Raw genomic sequence first — 19,111 nt, 5'->3', positions numbered from 1 at the left:
AACACCAGCGTCTTACGCGGCCGGGATCACAAGCGAGACGTCCGACAGCAAGCCCTTCGCGTGGGTCTACACTCCTCAGGGTGGCCTCGTGGGTTCCTCGAGACTGGTGGGCGAACCCTTTTGCCAACGCTTTCGCTCGATTCGCAATGGCCCCGAATCCGCCCCCGGAGGATCTCATGCCCGCCCGCTCGCAGAATGGACATACCCATTGGCCCGAGCTCCCACCCCTTGATCAGTGGGAGGACACCTGCACCACGGTCCACATGTGGACACAGATTGTGGGCAAGATCCGGCTCGAACAGGGGCCCTGGGTGAATCACTCGTGGGGTTCCACGCTGTATGTCACCAGCACCGGGTTGACGACATCGCCGATTCCCTACCAGGGGTGGACCTTCACCATTGACTTCGATTTCGTCGCGCACCAACTGGTGATCGCCACATCGAACGGCCGCAAGGTGCTCTTTTCGCTGGAACCGATGAGCGTTGCCGATTTCCATGAAAAGCTCTTTGATGCACTTACGTTCCTCGGCATTCACGTACACATCCTCGCGCGCCCGGTGGAGGTACCAGAAGCCATCCCCTTTGCCAGGAACACGCGAAACCGCAGCTACGATCGGCATGCCATCCACACTTTCTGGAAGGCACTGGCACAGGCAAACAGGGTTTTCTCGGAGTTCCGCGCGGGCTTTCTGGGGAAGTGCAGCCCCGTGCACTTTTTTTGGGGTGCGTTCGATCTGGCGGTCACACGCTTTTCCGGTCGCGAGGCGCCGACGCATCCCGGCGGTGCCCCCAACTGTGCCGACTGGGTGATGGAGGAGGCGTATTCCCATGAGCTGGCCAGCGCCGGCTTCTGGCCCGGCACGGGACTGGGTGAAGCGGCTTTCTATGCGTACGCCTACCCGGAACCTGACGGGTATCGCGACGCCGCCATCCAGCCCGCGGCCGCCCGTTTCCACGAGAGCCTCGGAGAATACATCCTGCCATTCGACGCTGTTCGAACGTCGGCCGATCCCGATGCTGTGCTGCTGAGCTTTCTGCAGAGCACCTACCAGGCGGCTGCCGACAATGGCCGCTGGGACCGCGGAGACCTCGAGTTCGTCCATCCCAACTCGAAGTAGCAACAGGGCTAGCTAAATAGGACACCATTCTTTCTGTATCGTCCCAGGCACCGCGCAGTTCCAGGGGATCCGCTGGAACAGCTGTATGACAGGAAAGCCCGCCTGTTTCATCAGTCACCCAACCCAGGCAGCGCCGCCGTGGATTCTCACACGTCGGGGAACGGCTCCGAGGGTGCATACTGGACACCGACACGTAGACTCAGCAGAGTGCGATAGATGGCACGTCTCGTCCTCATCATCCATCAGCACGACCGGCTGTACCGGTGGAGCCCAAAACGGTGGAAGTGGAGGCCCTGCTACCTGATCGTCGATATCATCGAGGAGCTTCAACGGCGCGGACACGAGATTCATGTGCAAAAGGGGACCAGGGGGGCGCCACAGCATGCCGACCTGGCCTTGCTGCATGTAAACGCCACTCGTGTACCGGCCGAATACACCGCACTCGCAAGTCAGTATCCCCGCTGCCTCAACCTGTTGCCGACCGACATCTCGAAACGAGTCATCAGCGGGGCGCTCCTGCGCCCCGATATGGACTGGTCGGGCCCGGTGGTCGTCAAATCCGACCTGAACTGCGCGGGCACCCCAGAGGTACGGCTGAACCGCGCTGCCCGAATCAGACTGAAACGCGCGCCCTTCCCGCTGGTACGAGCATTCGGCCAGTATCGCGTTTATCCTCATCGTGATGCCATTCCAGAGCAGACACTGCGCGACGCCCGCGCGGTCGTCGAACGTTTCATTCCCGAGCCGGATCCGAACGGTTTTGCACTACGCTTCTGGCTATTTCTCGGAGATCAGGAACGCTGTATGCGCTATGTCTCGGGAGTACCGATTCTCAAGGGCCATTCGGTCCGCGACGCGAGGGCGGTCGAGGTACCGCATCGCCTGCGCGAACTGCGGCAGGAACTGGGATTTGATTACGGCAAGTTCGACTTCGTTGTCCATGATGGGGAAGTCACGCTGCTGGATGCCAACAAGACCCCGGGTCGCCCTCCGGAGATGCTCGGTTCCTTCGCCGAGCAGGTCCGGCGCCTGACGGATGGCTTTGAATCCCTGATCGACGCGCAGACCATGGCAGCGTGTACCAAGGCTGACGCATGAGGCGAGGCTCGGTGCACACATCCTACTCACCGTCTGCCGTCCGGGATGCACCGGGCCAGTGGCGCAACGTGGCCGCCGACTGGCGACAGATCGGGTCGCCCCTGCGACCCTGCGCCGCCGACATCGGACATTTCTCGCAGGTAATGGAACGCTGGCAGGCGCAGCATTCGAGCCAGCGACCTCAAGGGCTGATCCTCGGGGTTACCCCTGAGCTCTACAACCTGCCGTGGTCACCCCAGCGGCCTGTCCTGGCCGTGGACCGAACCCCGGCGATGATTGATGCGATCTGGCCGGGCGATTCCAGCAACGTCATGTTGGCCGACTGGCGCGAGACCGGACTCGAACGCGCAAACATCGACATCGCTCTGTGCGATGGGGGGCTGCACCTGCTGGATCACCCCGAGGGTCAGAGACAACTGGCAGAGCACCTCGCCCACATTGTTGTCCCGGGCGGATTGATTGCCTTCCGGCTGTTCGCCTTGCCTGCGGTCCCCGAAACAACGGATGACGTACTGCAAGACCTGATGTCTGGAGACATCCGGGACCTGAACGTCCTGAAGCTGCGGTTGGGTATGGCATTACAGGAATCCCCGGAGTGGGGAGTAAACCTGGCCGATGTCTGGCAGACCCTGGCGAATCTCGCAGACGGCGAATGGTCCAAACTGGCGGGACATCTGGGCTGGTCGACCGATCACCTACGCGTAATCGATGCCTACCGAGGGTCGCCGGCTTCCTATCATTTCACCGGCATCAACTATGTGCTGAGGCTGTTTGCCGATGCCGGTTTCGAATGGCAGACCACACTGCAAGCCGACTACGCACTGAGCGAACGTTGCCCAGTGGTCGCCTTCCGGCGTGGTACGTGAGCCAAACACCCATGCCATCCGCGATCGACGACCGTGACCTGGAATCAATGATCGATGGCTATCAGACCACGGCACTGCTCTGCGCCACCGTACGCCTGCGGCTTGCCGACCTCCTGGCCGAGCAGCCGGCAACCGCGCAGGACCTGGCGCGGGTCCTTGATACAGACCGCCCACGCCTACTGCGATTGCTCAAGGCACTGATCGCTCTCGGCATCTGTACCGAAGAGGCATCGGGAAAGTTTGGCCTGACCACCCGGGGACACCGCCTGACCGCCGAATCCGGATCGGGCCTGCGCGAACGCGTATTGCTCGCCGTGGAACAGTTTGCCGACCCCTGGTTTTCCCTCGACATTGGCACGGCATGCGCCACCACCGCGTTCGAGCAGGTCCATCGCTGTTCGCCCTGGGAATACCGCAAACGCAACCCCGCTACGGGCGAACTCTTTGATCGCTGGCTGACATACGAAACCCGGTCGCACGCCCAGCACCTTGCTCCGGACCTTCCGCTCGAAGGGGACGAACACGTAGTCGACGTCGGAGGCGGTTCCGGGGCGCTTTTGGCGGCCTTGCGGACCGCTGCACCCGCGCTGCGGGCCACCCTTTTCGAGCAACCCCACGTAATACAGGCGCTTGGCGAGGGGTACTGCCAGGGCGATTCGCTCACGCCGTTCGACTGCATGGCCGGGGACTTTTTCACCGCTATCCCGGTACGGGCCGATGTCTACATTCTGAAGAGCATCCTGCACGACTGGGACGACGCACATGTCCGGAAAATCCTCGAAGCGTGTCGAAACGCGATGCCGGCCGAGGCGCGTCTGCTGCTGATCGAGCGCATGCTGCCCGATTCGCCACAAGAAGATCCTGCCGTGCACCTGCTGGACATGCACATGATGATTGTGACCGGAGGCGAGGAACGCAGCCTGTCGGCTTATACGGAGCTGCTGAGGTCATCAGGGTTCCAGGTGACGGCCACTCAGCGGACTGCCACACCCTTTACCCTATTCGAGGCCCGGCCGCGATGAGTGCTCGCCCCACCGGACGTCAGGCCATTGTTCTGCGTGCCACCGACGAACCCGTCGCTGGCACCACCAACCCCCCGCCTCACCAGCGCTACCGTCACCCGCAGATCAGCCTGGAACCTCGGGGTCTGGGCCCTCTGGCACCGGAGAATGTCCGCGTCGAGATGCTGTATGCCGGCCTGTGCGGCACCGACATTCACCTCACCGAGTGCGACCGCGACACCGGTTACGTACGCTCGTCGGCACCGGCCCACCTACCTCCAGAGGGCCGCATCCTTGGTCATGAGGGTGTCGGGCGCGTACTGGAATCCGGTACCGACGTACACCATCTGCAGACGGACGACATCGTCGCGTTTGCGTCCATACAGGCCTGCTGGGTCTGCGACACCTGCAAACAGGGAGCCCCCAACCAGTGTCCTGAAGCCAGGCTGCTGGGCACCGAGATCGACGGGCTGTTCGCCACCGTGGCCGATATCCCGGCCGTACTCGCCCTGCATGTGTCCTCCACGCCGCTCGCAGACGAAGAGATTCAGGCTGCTGCCTGCCTCGAACCCGCCGGCTGCGCCCTGCTTGCATGCGAGAAGACCGCAATCCGACCCTCGGATCGGGTACTCGTACTGGGTGGCGGGCCCATTGGCCAATACGCAGCCTTGGCGGCCAGCAGGCGCTACAACGCCGCACATGTTCAGCTAATCGAGCCGCTCCGGGTGCGCCGTGAACTGGCCCGACAATGGTGCGATGAAGTGGCTACACCGGACCAGCTCGACCACGCACTGCGTGGCGGCGTCGATGTGGTCCTGGAATGCTCCGGCGATCTGTCGGTACTGGATACGGTATTTCCCGCGATCCGGCCGGAAGGCCGGGTCGCCCTGCTGGGACGCAACGGGCAGCCCCTACATCTAAAAAACGTGGACCACATGATCACCAACGCGATCCAGCTGGTCGGCTCCCGCGGACACCTGGGCGGGCCTCAAGCGCAGGCGCTTGCACTGCATCGCAACGGCATACTGCCACTCTTGGCTCCCGTCACCGGCACACTCTCTTCGCTGGACGAGCTAGCTGAATTGCTCCAGGATCCGGCGCGCGCCGTGCAGGGACACTGCAAACTCCTGATCGACCTCTCGGCCACCTGACCAGTTCCGTTATCCCCAGCAATGCGCATCGGAGGGGTCGGACCGCCGTAACTCGCTGTAGGAAAGACACTTGCATGCCATCAATGGAGCGGGAGAATGAGAGGAAATGAAACCACCTTCTTCATCCAGGCGTCATGCCGCGTTCCCGGAGTCAGCATAACGGAGAGCCGGAACCTCTAACGTCGGGACGAACTTCGGCCCCCGAGGTCCCGGATAATCGCTGCGCGGTTTCTGCAGAACCAAATGTGGCCCACGTGAAAGCCCTGCCTATTGCCCCTGATCCGTTCGAGAGACCGGAAGTACGGTCGGACTTTCCGGCGCGCAGATCAGGCACTGCGCGGAAAGGATGCCAGTTAACCCATGGCCACGCCCGGGAAACGAGGCCCTCATCGGCCGCTGCTCAGCTCAGTCCGTTGTTTGATGCGGCGGAAAATCCTGGACGATGCGGTCGCGGCCGAGCTCCTTTGCCCGGTACAACAGTTCATCCGCCCGATTGATGGCTTCCGAATAGCCGCGTTCCGGATCCACCCAGGTCAGGCCGATGCTGGCGGTGATGCGGTCCCCTTTCATTGCACCGGGCAGCTCAATTGCCCGCACGGCCGACAGGACGCGTTCGCAGCCTTCGACCACGTCGTCTCCGGATTCTGGGAACAACATCAGGAATTCTTCGCCACCCCAACGACCGAATATGTCGTATTCCCGCAGCTGGTTGCGGACCGTTTCAGCGACCCGGCAAAGCAGCTGATCACCGACCTCGTGGCCATAGCGATCGTTGACCCGCTTGAAACGATCGATGTCCAGCATGGCCAGGCTTAATGGTCGACCCACGCGCCGAGCGCGGTCCTGCTCTTCGCGCAGTCGCTCGACCAGGTAGCGGCGATTGCCGACACCCGTGAGCTGATCGGTCAGCGCCGCCTCCTGCAGGCTTTCGCTGAGCTCTCGCATGCCTTCGTGATAACGATCCGAGATCCGCACCAGCTTCTCCAGCCGGCGCAGGTGATGGTCATAGGCCTCCATCAGCGACTCGCGCTCCTCCATGGCCACTCCCTGGAAGCCATCCGAGATACGAACCAGGCGCTCCATGCGTTCGCGCTGACGCACAGCGAGGTCCAGTAGCTCTTCCAGGGGTTCGCGCAACGGATTGTTCGTGTGCTCCGGATCTTCCAGCGCCTCCCTGACCCGATCCAGGATCACGGTCTCAGCGCTCACTGGATCCAGTTGTTCTGCCATCAAGCGGGCTCTTCTGCGGTGATTTCAAAAGAGAGGGTGCAATCTTCCTTGAATTCTTCGGCAAGATCGGCGACACGATGATTGCGAGAGTCGTAGTACCAGACCACGCCTACATCTACGCCACGACCGTGCGCAGCCTCCAGCATGTCGAAGATGTCCAGCATTGCGCGGACCGAACTGGTGTTCAGATAGATCAGGCGCAACTCCACTCGCACTGGATGGCTCGCCTCAGTCAGCTGCTGGCGCACCCAGTCGATCACCGGATTAAAAAACTCGAAGGAGTTCTCGGGATAAGAATCGCCCTCCATCTTCAGCACGCCTTCGGCGCTGTCAGCCTTTATGGCCGGAGTGGACTGCGTCTTTTCAACCTCAAGATCGGTCATTGGTTTGTTCCCGTGTTTCGGAATTTTGGTCGCCGGGTCCTCAGACAATCGCGCGCAAGCTGAAAAAGGACCTGGACGTGCCATCGTCCTGCAAGTTCGCCGACAGGGGTTCGCTGGCCCGGCGCGCCATGTCGATGAGACCAAGCCCTGCACCACTGACCCCGCCCTCGTCGCGCGGGGCGCGAAGTTGTTGCTTGTAGGCGGCCTTCAGCTCGGCGGCATCCATACCCGCAAGCCCTTGTACCCGCTCGACCAGCCATTTGCCGTCGGTAGACTCAACGCGGTTTCCAGCTTCAATGACATAACGGCCCCGTTCATCCGTGCCGATCACCACTGTGGCAGCGGCATCGTTCTCGGCATAGCCGTGGCGGGCGGCGTAGTGCCGGATGTTCTGGGTCATTTCGATGTAGATACCGAAGACGTCGGTGATCGAGTCGGCCTCAATACGCTCCGCCTCCATGTAATTCTTGAGAGCATTGCCGAGCTCTTCGATCAGGCTACGCGAAATAGGACCATTGAAACAGAGCAGAATACGCTGGTCCTGAAAGTGCTGGCGTAGACCGTACAGATCGAATTGGTTCATCCCTGACTCCCCGGGTTATTCCACACGAAAGGCGAGGACGGTGACGTCGTCGCGTTGATCATATTGGCCCCGATATTCGCTCAGGGCCGCCTCGATGGCTACAGCCTGATCGCCCATGGACAGCGCCGCATGTGTCTGCAATAGCTCGGCAAAGCGCGCATTACCAAAACCGAAGCCAAGGTCCCCACCGGCCTGGTCGAGATAGCCGTCCGTGACCATGTAATAGGTCCGGCCGGGCTCCGCGACGACTTCATTGTTGCTGTATTCACCCTTGCGCCGATCGCAGAGAGCGCGCCGTCCACCAGGCAACTCCTCCACCACCTCGCCGTCGCTCCAGTAGAGGCCGATGCGGGCACCGGCAAAGTACAAACGCCGCGCCGCCGGTTCTACCAGCACCAGACCGGCATCAAGATTGGTCGCGACCGACGATGGCATTTCGGATTGCTGGACCATCTCGCGCAACACATCATCGGCATGGTGGAGCAGTTCCGCCGGGGAATCGATCCCTCGGCGGTTCATTGCGTCGTCGAAAGCGGCGCGGGCCAGCATCGTCATCAGGGCACCGGGTACGCCATGTCCAGCGCAGTCCACGACCCCGACGAGGAAGCGCTCGCCTTCCTGCCGAAATAGGTAGAAGTCCCCTCCCACGCCATCCCGAGGATGCCAGAGCACGAAGTGGTCCCGCCCGAGTGTATTGCGTAGTTGACTATCCGGCAGCAGGGCACGCTGGATCAGTCCTGCGTAGTCGATGGAGTCACTGATCTGCTTCTGAGCCGCGGCCATGACCCGGTTAGCCTCTTCCAGCTCCCGCGTGCGCTGACTGACCTTGTCCTCCAGTTCCTCGGTGTGGTTGCGTATCTGTTTGGCCATCGAGTCAAAGGCTAGACTGAGATCACCCACCTCGTCACGGCCCGGCGACGGCAACGTGACCGCATAGTCTCCGTCAGCCATCGCCCGCGCTGACGTGCTGAGCTGGCGCAACGGCCGCAACACGACGCGGTCCACGCCATAGGCAAAGGCCAGTATCAGCACCAGAAAAGTAAGAACCAGCGCCACCACCGCCAGCCGAAACCATGGGCCCTCCACTACTCTGGCCGCCTGCAGATCCACCGCATTGACCACGTGCCAGCCCAGCTCCTCGACGAAGGTCAGGGCCAAGAGGCGCTCTCCATCCTCCAGTACAGCGGTGGTGAGCTCCACCGTACCGGGGTTTTCTTCGGCTCTTGCCATCGCGGCCTGAATTGCCTCTCCCTGCTTTCCTCCAAGGCGATGTTGCAACGTTTCGTCGGAGCCGGCTGCCCGCGCCGCCGAGCCAAAGGCAATCTGTTCCGGGTCCGGATGGGCCTGGATGGCCCCTTCTCGGTCGAGGATCATCGGGGTCACCCCCGTCTCTGAGGTACTCAGAAACTGCTCAAGAAACCGACTGAGATCGAGACCGGTACCCGCCAGACCCAAGTGTTCCCCCTCGGGCCCCGTGACCGGGACATTGATCCAGACACGCGTCACCCCAAGCTCGACATCGGGGTTCACGTTGATGTTGAAAGGCTCGTCCTGCGCGATCGTGGCAAAAAACCAGCGGTCGTCGACACTGTCCCGTTCGAGGGTGTAGCTCGGTTCTTCGCTGAAGTCGGAGTCTGTGTCGTTGGTGTAGTAATGCAGTGTTTCCGCACTGGCAATGAAGTAGTTGCCATCGCGGAAATCCGTCCTGTAACGCTCTGCTTCCCGGAAAAACCGGTCCCGCCGCTCGGCATCCTCTTCATCCCGCAACCAGTCTTCGGTCACAACCGAATCGGCCAGTCGTTTCGCCAGCGCCAATTCCCGGGAAACGGGAGCCAGTATGTTCTGAGCACTGAGCTGAGTGATATTGCGGGCATAGGACTCGCCGAAATGGCCACGCACATTTTCGACCACCTGCCAGCCCACCAGACTCATGGGTAGCAAAGCGATGATGCAGGCGATGACGAGCGCCAGAACCGACTTTGTCCGCAGCCCGTATCCCCAACTCGCCATGCGCCTCTCGCTACAGCCCACTGGGCTGATTGTCATCATGTAACACTGCGTTCACAGGCGAGTATCGGGCGCCCCCCGACCACCGTCAATTCAGGGGGTCGAGGCCGGTGGTGGTTGACATAACGAGGCGATGGCCCATGGCCGCATCACGGGGTATTGGGAACCCTACTCGGCTTGGTCAAGGACGGACGGGTCCTCCTTTTGTTACCGGTTCACTCGGTTTGAAACGGGGTACGCCTGCAAAGCGCTGGGCAGCAGGCACCGGGTGATGTGGCGGCCCTACTCACCGTCGGTGATGGCGGGGTCAAGCCAATCCCAGCGGCATCTGGCGTTCAGCGCGAGAGGCTGCCGGGCGTGGATATGCGCCAGGTACTCGGACGCGGGCTCTGTAATGATCGCGCAGCAGCCCCCCTCCGCGGACGGCTCACAGTCGCCGGCGAGGGACAGCGCGTCCTGCGGCGCGTCGTCGGTCAGGGTGATGAAATGGGGCTACTTGCCTCGTGCAATCAGTTGTCACTCGAACGAGCCGCCCATCGGGATGATGCGGCGCCGACGCGCGAAGCCGCTTCGAACGTGCGGGCTGCTGGCCACCTTTTCCGCACACGCATTGAAGGGCTGCGGCCAAAAATAAATCTGTCCCCGTTTAACTCGTCCCCGTTTAACTCACCGATCCGGGTCCGGGAACAGATCCATCTGATCCCGCGTACGCGCCTGCCTCGTCCGGCCCTGGGTAGGTGCAGGAGGGCGGCGCCGGCTGCCATGGCGCTGATGGATTCCGGCTGCCTCCTGACGGGATTCCCCGGTCCCTCGGACCGACTTGAATCGTTCACGTGCCAGCCGCGCGGCGTTTTCGTGATTCACCACCGGCAGCGGATAGTCGTGGCCGATGCGGCAACCGGATTCACGCTGCAGGCCCTCTGTCATCTTCCAGGGCTGGTGAATCCAGTCGCCCGGCACTCGCGCCAGTTCCGGTACCCATTGCCGAATAAACAGGCCGTCCGGATCCTGATCCAGCGATTGCTTCACCGGGTTGTAGATGCGCAGGGCATTGATACCCGTCGTTCCCGACTGCATCTGCATCTGGCTGTAGTGGATGCCGGGCTCGTAGTCCGTGAACATGCGTGCCAGATGCTGCGCGGGCCGGCGCCAGTGGAGCCAGAGGTGATACGAGGCAAACGCGACGACCATCGCGCGCATACGGAAGTTGATCCAGCCGTGATCGCGCAAGGCTCGCATGCACGCATCGACCAGGGGGTATCCCGTGAGGCCGTCTTGCCAGACACGAAAACGGTGCTCATCAAAGGCGTCTTCGCGCAGCCCATCGCAGGCACGATGCAGGTTCTGGAACTCGATGTCCGGGGCATCTTCCAGCTTCTGCATGAAGTGGCAGTGCCAGTGCAACCGCTCCTCGAACTGGCGCAGCGACTTCTTCCATGCAGCCTGCCGGCGGTCCAGGCCGCGCGGCGCGGCCACCTCCCTCTGACGTTCGCGCGAGGCCTGCAGCACGCGGCGCAACGAAACCGTACCGTAAGCCAGATGCGGGCTCAGCCGCGAACTGGCGATCCAGGCCCGTGCGGGGCTGCTGATACCACCGGCATAGCGCTCTCCGCGCTCGCGCAGGAAATCGCGCACAACGCGGCGCCCAGCTTGCAATCCCGGGGACTGCAGATCGATCGCGGCGTCGGCCGCAACACCCGCCGGAGCCTGCGGCAGGCGGTCGACCCCGCCCGCCACCGCGGGTCCGGCCGCCAGGGCCCCAGGTGCGCAGAACGGGCGTTCACGCATCAAATCCTCCCACTGGGACGCCCAGCCATCGCGGTGGCGCATCCCGCGCACGACCCCATGCTGGCGATACTCGCGCCACGGGACACCGCGATCGCGCAGCAGGCGTGCGACCGCACGATCACGGTCATAGGTCCAGCGATTCCCGGTTTCCTGATGGCTGTACACGGCCGCAACCGGGATCTCGTCGAGTAGCTGCTGGAGCACCTCCACCGCAGAACCCTCGCGCACGACGAGGGATCGACCAAGATCGGATAAGGCCTGGTCCAGTTCCAGGAGGCTGGCCCGGATGAAATCCCAGTGGCGCCGGCTCGTATCCGGCAGCTCCCAGTAGCCGGGCTCCACGATGTACAGCGGCAGTATGGGCCCCGCCTGTGCGGCGTGATGGAGCGGGCCGTGATCATCGACTCGCAGATCGCGCTTGAACCATACGAGGTGGACGGGCTTGGGCATCGGTCAGGGCCTCCGGAAGGCGCGACTGGACGGGCCTGTGCATCTACGCCGCCGGCACAGTCTGTTCCTGTGCAGACCGCCGGAGCCGCTCCGGGTTCGTGCGCGCCTCAATGACATCCCGCTGAGGCGCGCCTCGACCCCCCATTGAACTTGCCCTCAGGAGACAGGACGAACGCTTTGTCTTGCCTCATGTAAGCAGCCCCAAGGAGCCGTGCGCGATGAACAAACGGACAGTACTGGTGACCGGCGCAACCGGCGGGGTGGCAAGCGCGCTGTTGCGATCCCTCGATCCCGCATATGACCGGGTCGCTCTTGTCTCGCGCAACGCCGAGGGACTGGACGCCCTTCGCGGGCAGCTTCCGAATGACCTCGAGGCCTGTACGATCGTCGCGGATGTCAGCACCGTTGAAGTCGCGGATGCGGCCGTGGTCCGGGCCTCCGAACATTCCGGCGAGCCCCCCGCGCGACTCGCTCACTGTGCCGGCAGCGCGCTGCTGGCCCCGTTGCACCGAACCACAGAGGCGCAGTATCGCAACTGCATGGCGGCCAACCAGGACAGCGCCTTTTATACCTTGCGCGCCTGGGTGAAGGCCCGACTCCAGGCAGAAGAACCCCGCGGCAGCGCCGTTCTGTTCAGCTCGGTCGTCGCCCAGATCGGCGTGTCCAATCACGAGGCGATTGCGATGGCCAAGGGCGCGATCGCCAGCCTGGTCCCGGCCGCGGCCGCGACCTACGCCGGCCACGGTATCCGGGTCAACGGGATTGCCCCCGGGCTGACGCGCACGGGCGCCACCGAACGGTTGTTTGCCTCCCCGCGTGCCGAGGCGCAGATCGTGGCGCAGTATCCGCTGCAACGTTACGGGCAGGCGGAAGACCTCGCGCGGGCCGTCACATGGCTGTTGTCCGACGAGGCCGAATGGGTCACCGGCCAGGTCCTGTCGGTGGACGGCGGGTTCTCCCGTGTGCGCCCAATGGTCCCGACAGGCGGCTGAAAGGTTTTGGCACGCATCGCGATCATTGGTGCCGGGATCTCTGGGCTCTCAGCCGCCCGTCGGCTACACGATGCCGGTCATGACTGTCTCGTGCTGGAGAAGAGCCGGGGCCTCGGCGGACGCATGGCGACGCGGCGCACGGATGGCCTGAGCTTCGATCACGGGGCCCAGTATTTCACCGCTCGTGGGGCAGGCTTTTGCCATCAGGTAAAGGCCTGGCAAGAGCAGGGTGTGGTGGCGGCGTGGGGACCGGACCGACTCGTGGGCCGCCCCGACATGACGGCTCCGGCCGGTGCACTGGCTGCGCCCCTGGAGGTGCGGCGCAACTCCCGAGTCGAGGGCCTTCGACGTTCAGACGGGGTCTGGTATCTACAGATCGAGTCGATGCCTGAACATGCCAGCCTTAAGGGCCCGTTCGACGCAGTTCTGCTCGCCCTGCCCGCACCGCAGGCCGCCGAGCTGGCGGCCACCGCCGAGAAGGGCTTTGCGGAGCTCGCGGGCGTTCGCTATGCCCCCTGCATTGCGTTGATGGCCGCCGTCGACGGCTCCACCGATCTGTACGAAACATCGCGCGAATTGTCCGGGCAACCACTGGCATGGGTTGCCCGGAACGCCACCAAGCCTGGTCGTGAGGCAGAAATCGAGACCCTCGTGGCCCACGCCGGTCCCGACTGGTCCCGCGAGCACATCCAGCAAGACCCGGATCACCTGGAAAATCCGCTACTGACCGCTCTGCGGCCCCTGCTCGGCTCCGCCCGCCTGCTCCAGCATCAGGTCCACCGGTGGCTGTACGCGCGGGTCGAGCAGGCCGCCGGCCGCCCCTGCCTCTGGGACGCCGGGCAACGCCTGGGCGCCTGTGGGGACTGGGCCCTGGGACCGCGCGTCGAGTCGGCATTCGACAGCGGCCAGGCCCTCGCGGAAGCGGTCCTCGAGACCCTTCCCGCCCCGCATAGGATCACCCCATGACCGGCCTCGTCGACACCGACGGCGACGCACCAGACGAACGCGCTGCCCTTTTCCCTCCGTCACGGGCGGCCGCCCTGGAGCGGCTGTCGGATTTTGCCCCCCGCGCGGGGCGTCACTATGCGGCCCAGCGCAACCGCGATCCGGGACCCGGTGGACGCGACAACGTATCGCTGCTTTCGCCCTACATCCGCCACCGGACCATTAGCGAACACGAGGTGATCACATGGGTCCTGGCCCGGCATTCACCCGAGGCGGCCGAGAAGTTTGTCCAGGAAGTCTTCTGGCGTACCTACTGGAAAGGGTGGCTGCAGATGCGCCCAAGCGTCTGGCGGGCCTTCCTGGAAGAACGCGACAGCGACCGGGCACGCCTCGCCAAAGACGATGGTCTGCGCGAGGCCGTCGCCGCGGCCGAGGCCGGGCGCACCGAAGTCGACGGATTCGACCACTGGGCCCGTGAACTGGTCGCAACCGGGTATCTGCACAACCACGCGCGCATGTGGTTCGCATCGATCTGGATCTTCACCCTGAAGCTGCCGTGGACGCTGGGGGCGGACTTCTTCCTGCGCCATCTGCTCGATGCCGACCCTGCCTCCAACACCCTGGGCTGGCGCTGGGTCGCGGGCATCCAGACGCCGGGCAAGACCTACCTCGCAACGATCGAAAATATTGCCCGGTTTACCGATAACCGGTTCAGTCCGCAGGGTCTGGCGTCCGAGGCGACCGCGATCCGTGACGAGGCCCCGCCTCCCGCCGGCGCCCTTCCGGTCCCACGGACCCTGCAGCGCGGCCGGCGTGTGCTCCTACTGTTGCATGGGGACGACTTCAGCGGTCAGGAAGTATTGCCGGAGGGAACCGACGTGGCGGCAATCGCCGTCGCCCGGCGCAGCCACCCTGACATGCCATGGCACTTTGGGGCCGCGACTGGCCACTGGGTAGACACGCTAGCCGAGGATGCGGCACGGCGCGCGGGCGAGAGCCTGCAGCAGCCCGCAACCGTTCTCCCGCAACTCGATACAGAGACCCTCCGGTTGCAGTGTGCCGCCGCCGGCGTGACCACCATCGCCACACCGGAGGCACCTGTGGGGCCCCTGGCCGACGCCCTGGCTGTCATTTCTGACGAGTTGGCCGAAGACGGGATCGAGGTCATTTCGCTGCGCCGGATGTGGGACGACCTAGCCTGGCCCCATGCCACCCACGGATTTTTCCGCTTCAAGCGCCAAATCCCGGAGCTGCTCGCCCGAAACGGCCTGTAACGCAGGCAGTCCGATCAAGTATGTCGAAGGCATCAGACCTTGCCTTTTGCCCATGGGGAACGCCACGCCTTAGCGAGCATTGGCGAGACGGAGGATGCCCTCGCAAAACGGAAAACTACTAACAAGCGGGATCAGGGGTCCGCCCGCATCCGCGAAAAGCGAAGCCTATCGCGGTAGCACGTGGGAGCGATTGGCATCGTCACAGAGTTCGGATTTCACCCGATCGGGCCAGGCGCATGTGTCGGCGACCCGAGTGTTATACCCTGCGCCTGTAAAGGTAAGCGCCGCGTCCGAGAAGGCTATGCGGGCTCCGGCGATCTTTTGGGTACGAATGCGAGCAAGCGGAGGCCAGTGACGGCGTGCGGTGCAGTCTCGATATTGGGAACGAACTGACGGAGATCCCTCGACTCGCAGGTGAAGTCGAGGCGTTCTGCGAGCGCGCCGGCATGGAAGCCAACACCGTGAATCTCGCGCTCGACGAATGGATTACCAATCTCGTGTCCTACGCCTTCGATGACGGCGGCGAGCACCGGATTGGTGTGGAACTCGAGGCGGACACCGAAGGCCTGACAGTCGTGGTAACCGATGACGGCCACTCCTTTCATCCGCTAGAGGACGCACCGGAGGTCTCCCTGGAGGGAGGCGTCGAGGACCGCGCGATCGGAGGCCTGGGGCTGTATTTCATCCGAACGCTGATGGACGACATTCAGTACGACAGTGCCGACGGAGTGAATCGCCTTCGACTGCGACGTCTCAAGCGCAAGTGACAACGAACTGAACAACAAGGCCCGATTACGTAATGGAATTGAATAAAGAGAACGTGGACGGCGTATGTGTGGTGAGCCCCGAGGGGCGCCTGGACAGTAATACGTCGCCGGCTTTCGAGGCGGAACTGCTCGCCCTTCTGGACGATTCGCCCACCCTGGTGATCCGGTTTGCCGAACTGGAATACATCTCCAGTGCCGGGCTGCGGGTCATGCTTATGGCGGCGAAGAAGGTTCGGCAGCTGAATGGTCAGCTGGTGCTGTGCGAGATTCATGAGCCGATCCGGGAGGTCTTCGAGATCAGCGGCTTCCTTTCGATCCTGGACGTCTGCGATGATCGGGCGGTGGCCGTGGCACGCGCCCGCGGTGAGGGCTGAAGCCCGGTACTAATTCAGTGTTCGGGCCTCAGGTGCGTCCGCCCGCCGGCCCGACAAAGTGCAGTGCCAGCACGGTGACGTCATCCGCCTGATCGGCCTCGCCAGCAAACTCCTCTACCGCCTTCATGACGGCCGCAGTCTGCTCCCCAACCGCTCGGCCCTTGAGCTCGCCGTACAGGCGGATCAGGCGGTCCTCGCCGAACAGGTCCTGCGCTGGATTCGCCGCCTCGGTCACTCCGTCGGTGTACAGCAGCAGCTCTTCGCCCGGCGCCAAATGCAGATGCTGCGTCGCGTACGGCATATCTTCCATCGCCCCGAGCACCAGTCCAGGTGCCAGCTTCAACCACTCTGCGGTGCCATCCACCCGCCGGATCAACGGCGGGTTGTGGCCCGCATTCGCCATCACCAGCTCCCCGCTATCCAGGTCGAGAATCCCGCACAGGTAGGTCACGAACATCCCGCTGTCGTTGTTCAGGCACAGCTCGTTGTTGACCCGTTCGAGGATGCGCCCGGGATCGGGCTCCTGTTCCGCAATGCCCTTGACCAGGGTCTTGGTGACGGCCATGAACAGTGCGGCCGGGACGCCCTTATCAGAGACGTCCCCTACGGCAAAGAACAAGCGGCGATCGCCCTGCATCGTAAAGAAGTCATAGAGATCGCCCCCAACCTGGCGTGCCGGGAGCAGATCCGCATGCAGATCGACATCCGCCTGCATCCGAGAGAGCTCCAGCCGCCGCGGCAGAAAGCTCATCTGAATGTTGCGGGCGATCTTCAGCTCGGACTCGATCCGCTCCTTGGCCGCTGTGGTTGCGGTCAGGTCGTTGATGTAGTCCTTCAGGGACAGGCGCATGTCATTGAAGGATCGAGCCAATTCACCGATCTCGTCCTGAGAGCGGATGGGGGGCATCGGCTGATCGAGATTGCCCCGGGCGATCTCGCCGGCACTGGTAACCAGCCCCTTCAGGGGGCGCGTGATACCCCGGGAGATCGCGATAATGGCCCCCAGCAGGATCAGGAACCCGACACTTCCGATGATCAGCACCAGGTGCATCACCCGCAGCACATCACCGAACAGTTCCCGCTCCGGGATGACCACCCCCACCACCCAGTCAGGATCCGGGAGGCGGACGTGGTAGAGCCGCGCAGGTTCGTCCAGCAGCGCATTCGGCAACCGGCTGAACCCCTCCTCCTGACGCTGCAGCATGCGCCCGAGTTCGCGCAGTTCCGGTTCATCCAGCGTCTCTGCCAGACTGAACAGGCTCTCGCGCATAATCCAGTCGCTGTTCGGCCAGGAAATAAACCGCGTCTGCCCGCTCAACAAAAAGCCGAAGCCACTGTCCAGCACCTCAACCGCATCGACGGTCTCGGTCAGACGTCGCAACTCGACGTCGAGGGTCACGATCCCACCGAGTTCCTCCGTGCCGTCCGCCACGGCATTAGCCATCGCAAAGGGCGTCGAGAAGGTGGTGATCAGGCGATCGGGATCGGCCGCCGATGCAAACGGATCCGCCCAGAATGCTTCGCCGGTGAGCGCGGGGATCTGATACCAGTCGCGGGTGAAATAGTCGAAGTCGGCCCCGCCGAGGTTCATGTACTCCAATTCCCCATCGGGCCCCTCATAAACGAAGGGCCCGTGGTATCGCTGTCCGGGGATTGCCGCTTCCGGCTCCCAGGTGATGGCGGCACCCTGGGCGGCCGCTGTATGGGTCGTAATCGACTCCAATAGAGGCCGCATGGCCTCGGGGTCATGCCCGCCCTGAGTCAACGAGGCGGCCAGGGTGCGCCCCGAGCCCGCGACTTCGTTGAGTGAGGCCTCGATGCGCCCGGCCGTGGCGCGGGTCAGCTCGCGGGCCTGATGCTCCGCATGGTCCAGCATGATGTCGCGGACCATGTAGTACAGCAGCCCCGACGTGGTGAAGAAGATGGTCGCCACCGTCACCACGGTGACCAGCGCCAGACGTACCGCCAGGCTCTTACTCGGGGCGTGCATCAATCACCGGGCGGTGGAAGGTGTCGTAGTCCGCAGGTTCACGCTCAAGGCTGACCAGGTTGTTCATCAAGTTGTGGGCCATTAGATAATCATTGGGGTCGAGCACCGGGGCCGGCAGGCGGCCGTCCGAGTCGAAGTAAAGCGAGCGCAGCACCTTGAGCATTAGGCTCTGGTGGGCGCGGTTCGTGGGCTCACCGTGCTGCTGGACCCGCTCCATAACCGCATCCACCGCCTGCTCCGGATGCTCGAACGCGTGCTGCCAACCGCGTAGCGACGCAGCCACGAAGGCCTTTACAGCTTCGGGGCGCTCCTCGAGCGTGGATTCGAGAACGTAAATCCCGTCCTCGGCCAGGCCAGTGCCGTGTTCCTCCAGCCCGATCGTGGAAAGCTCCTCCGGCTCGAATCCCGAAAGATAGAGCTCCACCATTTCGTTGAACCGAGTGGCCATGGCCGCATCGACCGCACCCGAGCGCAGGGCATTTACACCCGATCCCTGATCGATAATCTCCGGCTCCACGCCGTAGGCGCGAAACAGCGCTTCGGGTTGAGTGCGAAAGCTCTGCCAGCGGGCCACACGGCGCCCATCGAGATCCTCGGGTGCGAGAATATCGCGATCGGCAAAGGACACGATCACCAGCGACGAGTCGTGCAGCAGTTGTGCTACGTTGACGACCTCCACACCGGCGTCGCGAAGCTCCAGCGCCTGCACCAGATACAACAGGGCGATATCGGCCTCGCCGCGAGCCAGCGCCTCGGATGCCGGATAGTCCGGGCCGTGCGGAAGGATGTCCACGTCCAGGCCGGCATCGCGGTACCAGCCCTGGTCGGCGGCGACATAAAAACCAGCAAACTGCGACTGCGGAACCCAGTGCGGCTGTACACGCAAGGGTTCCGCGAATGCCGAACCCGCCGCCAGGACCAGACTCAGGGCCAGCAACCGGCCGGCCCACCGGGTCGGGTTCAAGGGGAGACCCGGTGATGGAAGTCGCATGGACGAACTCGGCATCGGCTGAAGACCACCGGGAGGATGGATGAAAACGACGGACAGCATACCGGTCGGGACGGCCTCGCGCATCCGGGGGCGGCTGCGGGAT

The 19,111-nt window shown here is 63.4% G+C and carries 18 protein-coding genes; 10 read left to right on the top strand and 8 right to left on the bottom strand.

Annotated features, from left to right (window positions below):
- Positions 1 to 176: 176 nt before the first annotated feature.
- The 5 genes from F462_RS12050 to F462_RS12030 all read left to right on the top strand — a co-directional run bounded on the left by F462_RS12050 (position 177) and on the right by F462_RS12030 (position 5,234).
- Complete coding sequence (locus tag F462_RS12050; RefSeq protein WP_038054516.1) at positions 177 to 1,118, top strand: DUF5996 family protein; 942 nt, start codon at positions 177 to 179, stop codon at positions 1,116 to 1,118.
- A gap of 216 nt (positions 1,119 to 1,334) precedes the next feature.
- The gene (locus F462_RS12045; RefSeq protein WP_051918128.1) at positions 1,335 to 2,216 is read left to right on the top strand and encodes an ATP-grasp domain-containing protein; all 882 of its coding nucleotides are present in this window, start codon (positions 1,335 to 1,337) and stop codon (positions 2,214 to 2,216) included.
- An 11-nt stretch (positions 2,217 to 2,227) separates the two neighbouring features.
- Positions 2,228 to 3,082, top strand: coding sequence for a class I SAM-dependent methyltransferase (locus F462_RS13860; protein WP_038054513.1), 855 nt, complete (start codon positions 2,228 to 2,230; stop codon positions 3,080 to 3,082).
- Positions 3,079 to 4,104 carry a methyltransferase gene (locus tag F462_RS12035; protein WP_167549488.1) on the top strand — a complete coding sequence of 342 codons (1,026 nt, stop codon included), beginning with the start codon at positions 3,079 to 3,081 and terminating at the stop codon, positions 4,102 to 4,104. The genes F462_RS13860 and F462_RS12035 overlap by 4 nt, the downstream gene beginning before the upstream one ends.
- Entirely contained in the window at positions 4,101 to 5,234 is a 1,134-nt protein-coding gene (locus F462_RS12030) for a zinc-dependent alcohol dehydrogenase (protein ID WP_038054507.1), read from the top strand. Before F462_RS12035 ends, F462_RS12030 begins: the two co-directional genes overlap by 4 nt.
- 405 nt (positions 5,235 to 5,639) lie before the next feature.
- Here the strand turns inward: F462_RS12030 and siaD are convergent, their stop codons facing one another.
- The 6 genes from siaD to F462_RS12005 all read right to left on the bottom strand — a co-directional run bounded on the left by siaD (position 5,640) and on the right by F462_RS12005 (position 11,675).
- On the bottom strand, positions 5,640 to 6,464 hold the full coding sequence (siaD, locus tag F462_RS12025) for a biofilm regulation diguanylate cyclase SiaD (RefSeq protein WP_051918127.1): 825 nt from the start codon (positions 6,462 to 6,464) through the stop codon (positions 5,640 to 5,642).
- Positions 6,464 to 6,847 carry a biofilm regulation phosphoprotein SiaC gene (gene siaC, locus F462_RS12020; protein ID WP_038054505.1) on the bottom strand — a complete coding sequence of 128 codons (384 nt, stop codon included), beginning with the start codon at positions 6,845 to 6,847 and terminating at the stop codon, positions 6,464 to 6,466. Before siaC ends, siaD begins: the two co-directional genes overlap by 1 nt.
- 40 nt (positions 6,848 to 6,887) lie before the next feature.
- Complete coding sequence (siaB, locus tag F462_RS12015; protein WP_038054502.1) at positions 6,888 to 7,430, bottom strand: biofilm regulation protein kinase SiaB; 543 nt, start codon at positions 7,428 to 7,430, stop codon at positions 6,888 to 6,890.
- A 15-nt stretch (positions 7,431 to 7,445) separates the two neighbouring features.
- Positions 7,446 to 9,440, bottom strand: a complete 1,995-nt coding sequence (siaA, locus tag F462_RS12010; protein WP_081911412.1) for a biofilm regulation protein phosphatase SiaA — start codon at positions 9,438 to 9,440, stop codon at positions 7,446 to 7,448.
- Between the two features lie 279 nt (positions 9,441 to 9,719).
- On the bottom strand, positions 9,720 to 9,920 hold the full coding sequence (locus F462_RS14000; protein WP_305809638.1) for an SOS response-associated peptidase family protein: 201 nt from the start codon (positions 9,918 to 9,920) through the stop codon (positions 9,720 to 9,722).
- A 183-nt stretch (positions 9,921 to 10,103) separates the two neighbouring features.
- Positions 10,104 to 11,675, bottom strand: coding sequence for an FAD-binding domain-containing protein (locus tag F462_RS12005; RefSeq protein WP_038054499.1), 1,572 nt, complete (start codon positions 11,673 to 11,675; stop codon positions 10,104 to 10,106).
- A 218-nt stretch (positions 11,676 to 11,893) separates the two neighbouring features.
- On the opposite strand from F462_RS12005, the gene F462_RS12000 reads away from it, so the two are divergent.
- From F462_RS12000 to F462_RS11980, 5 genes are all read left to right on the top strand, one after another.
- Positions 11,894 to 12,667 carry an SDR family NAD(P)-dependent oxidoreductase gene (locus tag F462_RS12000; protein WP_038054496.1) on the top strand — a complete coding sequence of 258 codons (774 nt, stop codon included), beginning with the start codon at positions 11,894 to 11,896 and terminating at the stop codon, positions 12,665 to 12,667.
- 6 nt (positions 12,668 to 12,673) lie between these two features.
- Positions 12,674 to 13,633, top strand: a complete 960-nt coding sequence (locus F462_RS11995; protein ID WP_038054493.1) for an NAD(P)/FAD-dependent oxidoreductase — start codon at positions 12,674 to 12,676, stop codon at positions 13,631 to 13,633.
- Entirely contained in the window at positions 13,630 to 14,886 is a 1,257-nt protein-coding gene (locus tag F462_RS11990) for an FAD-binding domain-containing protein (RefSeq protein WP_038054490.1), read from the top strand. Before F462_RS11995 ends, F462_RS11990 begins: the two co-directional genes overlap by 4 nt.
- A gap of 359 nt (positions 14,887 to 15,245) precedes the next feature.
- A complete protein-coding gene (locus tag F462_RS11985; protein WP_038054484.1) occupies positions 15,246 to 15,653 on the top strand; it encodes an ATP-binding protein in 408 nt (135 codons plus the stop codon).
- A 32-nt stretch (positions 15,654 to 15,685) separates the two neighbouring features.
- A complete protein-coding gene (locus F462_RS11980; protein ID WP_038054482.1) occupies positions 15,686 to 16,027 on the top strand; it encodes an STAS domain-containing protein in 342 nt (113 codons plus the stop codon).
- Between the two features lie 28 nt (positions 16,028 to 16,055).
- Here F462_RS11980 and F462_RS11975 read toward each other — a convergent pair whose 3' ends face one another.
- Both F462_RS11975 and F462_RS11970 read right to left on the bottom strand, forming a co-directional pair.
- The gene (locus tag F462_RS11975) at positions 16,056 to 18,017 is read right to left on the bottom strand and encodes a SpoIIE family protein phosphatase (protein ID WP_038054480.1); all 1,962 of its coding nucleotides are present in this window, start codon (positions 18,015 to 18,017) and stop codon (positions 16,056 to 16,058) included.
- Positions 18,001 to 18,954 (bottom strand): ABC transporter substrate-binding protein, encoded by a 954-nt coding sequence (locus F462_RS11970; RefSeq protein WP_018874770.1) that lies wholly within the window; start codon positions 18,952 to 18,954, stop codon positions 18,001 to 18,003. The genes F462_RS11975 and F462_RS11970 overlap by 17 nt, the downstream gene beginning before the upstream one ends.
- Between the last annotated feature and the right edge of the window lie 157 nt (positions 18,955 to 19,111).

The sequence above is a fragment of the Thioalkalivibrio sp. ALJ1 genome, from assembly GCF_000745395.1.
Classification (GTDB): domain Bacteria; phylum Pseudomonadota; class Gammaproteobacteria; order Ectothiorhodospirales; family Ectothiorhodospiraceae; genus Thioalkalivibrio.
Note: the sequence above shows the minus strand (reverse complement) of the source record. Positions and strands in the feature narration are given on the sequence as shown.

Bases quoted from the DNA above. Each gene is read 5' to 3' on its own strand.
- F462_RS11990 (WP_038054490.1), top strand. From the start codon at position 13,630: ATGACCGGCCTCGTCGACACCGACGGCGACGCACCAGACGAACGCGCT.
- F462_RS12030 (WP_038054507.1), top strand. From the start codon at position 4,101: ATGAGTGCTCGCCCCACCGGACGTCAGGCCATTGTTCTGCGTGCCACC.
- F462_RS12000 (WP_038054496.1), top strand. From the start codon at position 11,894: ATGAACAAACGGACAGTACTGGTGACCGGCGCAACCGGCGGGGTGGCA.
- F462_RS12050 (WP_038054516.1), top strand. From the start codon at position 177: ATGCCCGCCCGCTCGCAGAATGGACATACCCATTGGCCCGAGCTCCCA.
- siaD (WP_051918127.1), bottom strand. From the start codon at position 6,464: ATGGCAGAACAACTGGATCCAGTGAGCGCTGAGACCGTGATCCTGGAT.
- F462_RS12045 (WP_051918128.1), top strand. From the start codon at position 1,335: ATGGCACGTCTCGTCCTCATCATCCATCAGCACGACCGGCTGTACCGG.
- F462_RS12005 (WP_038054499.1), bottom strand. From the start codon at position 11,675: ATGCCCAAGCCCGTCCACCTCGTATGGTTCAAGCGCGATCTGCGAGTC.
- F462_RS11975 (WP_038054480.1), bottom strand. From the start codon at position 18,017: ATGCACGCCCCGAGTAAGAGCCTGGCGGTACGTCTGGCGCTGGTCACC.
- F462_RS11980 (WP_038054482.1), top strand. From the start codon at position 15,686: ATGGAATTGAATAAAGAGAACGTGGACGGCGTATGTGTGGTGAGCCCC.
- siaB (WP_038054502.1), bottom strand. From the start codon at position 7,430: ATGAACCAATTCGATCTGTACGGTCTACGCCAGCACTTTCAGGACCAG.
- siaA (WP_081911412.1), bottom strand. From the start codon at position 9,440: ATGGCGAGTTGGGGATACGGGCTGCGGACAAAGTCGGTTCTGGCGCTC.
- siaC (WP_038054505.1), bottom strand. From the start codon at position 6,847: ATGACCGATCTTGAGGTTGAAAAGACGCAGTCCACTCCGGCCATAAAG.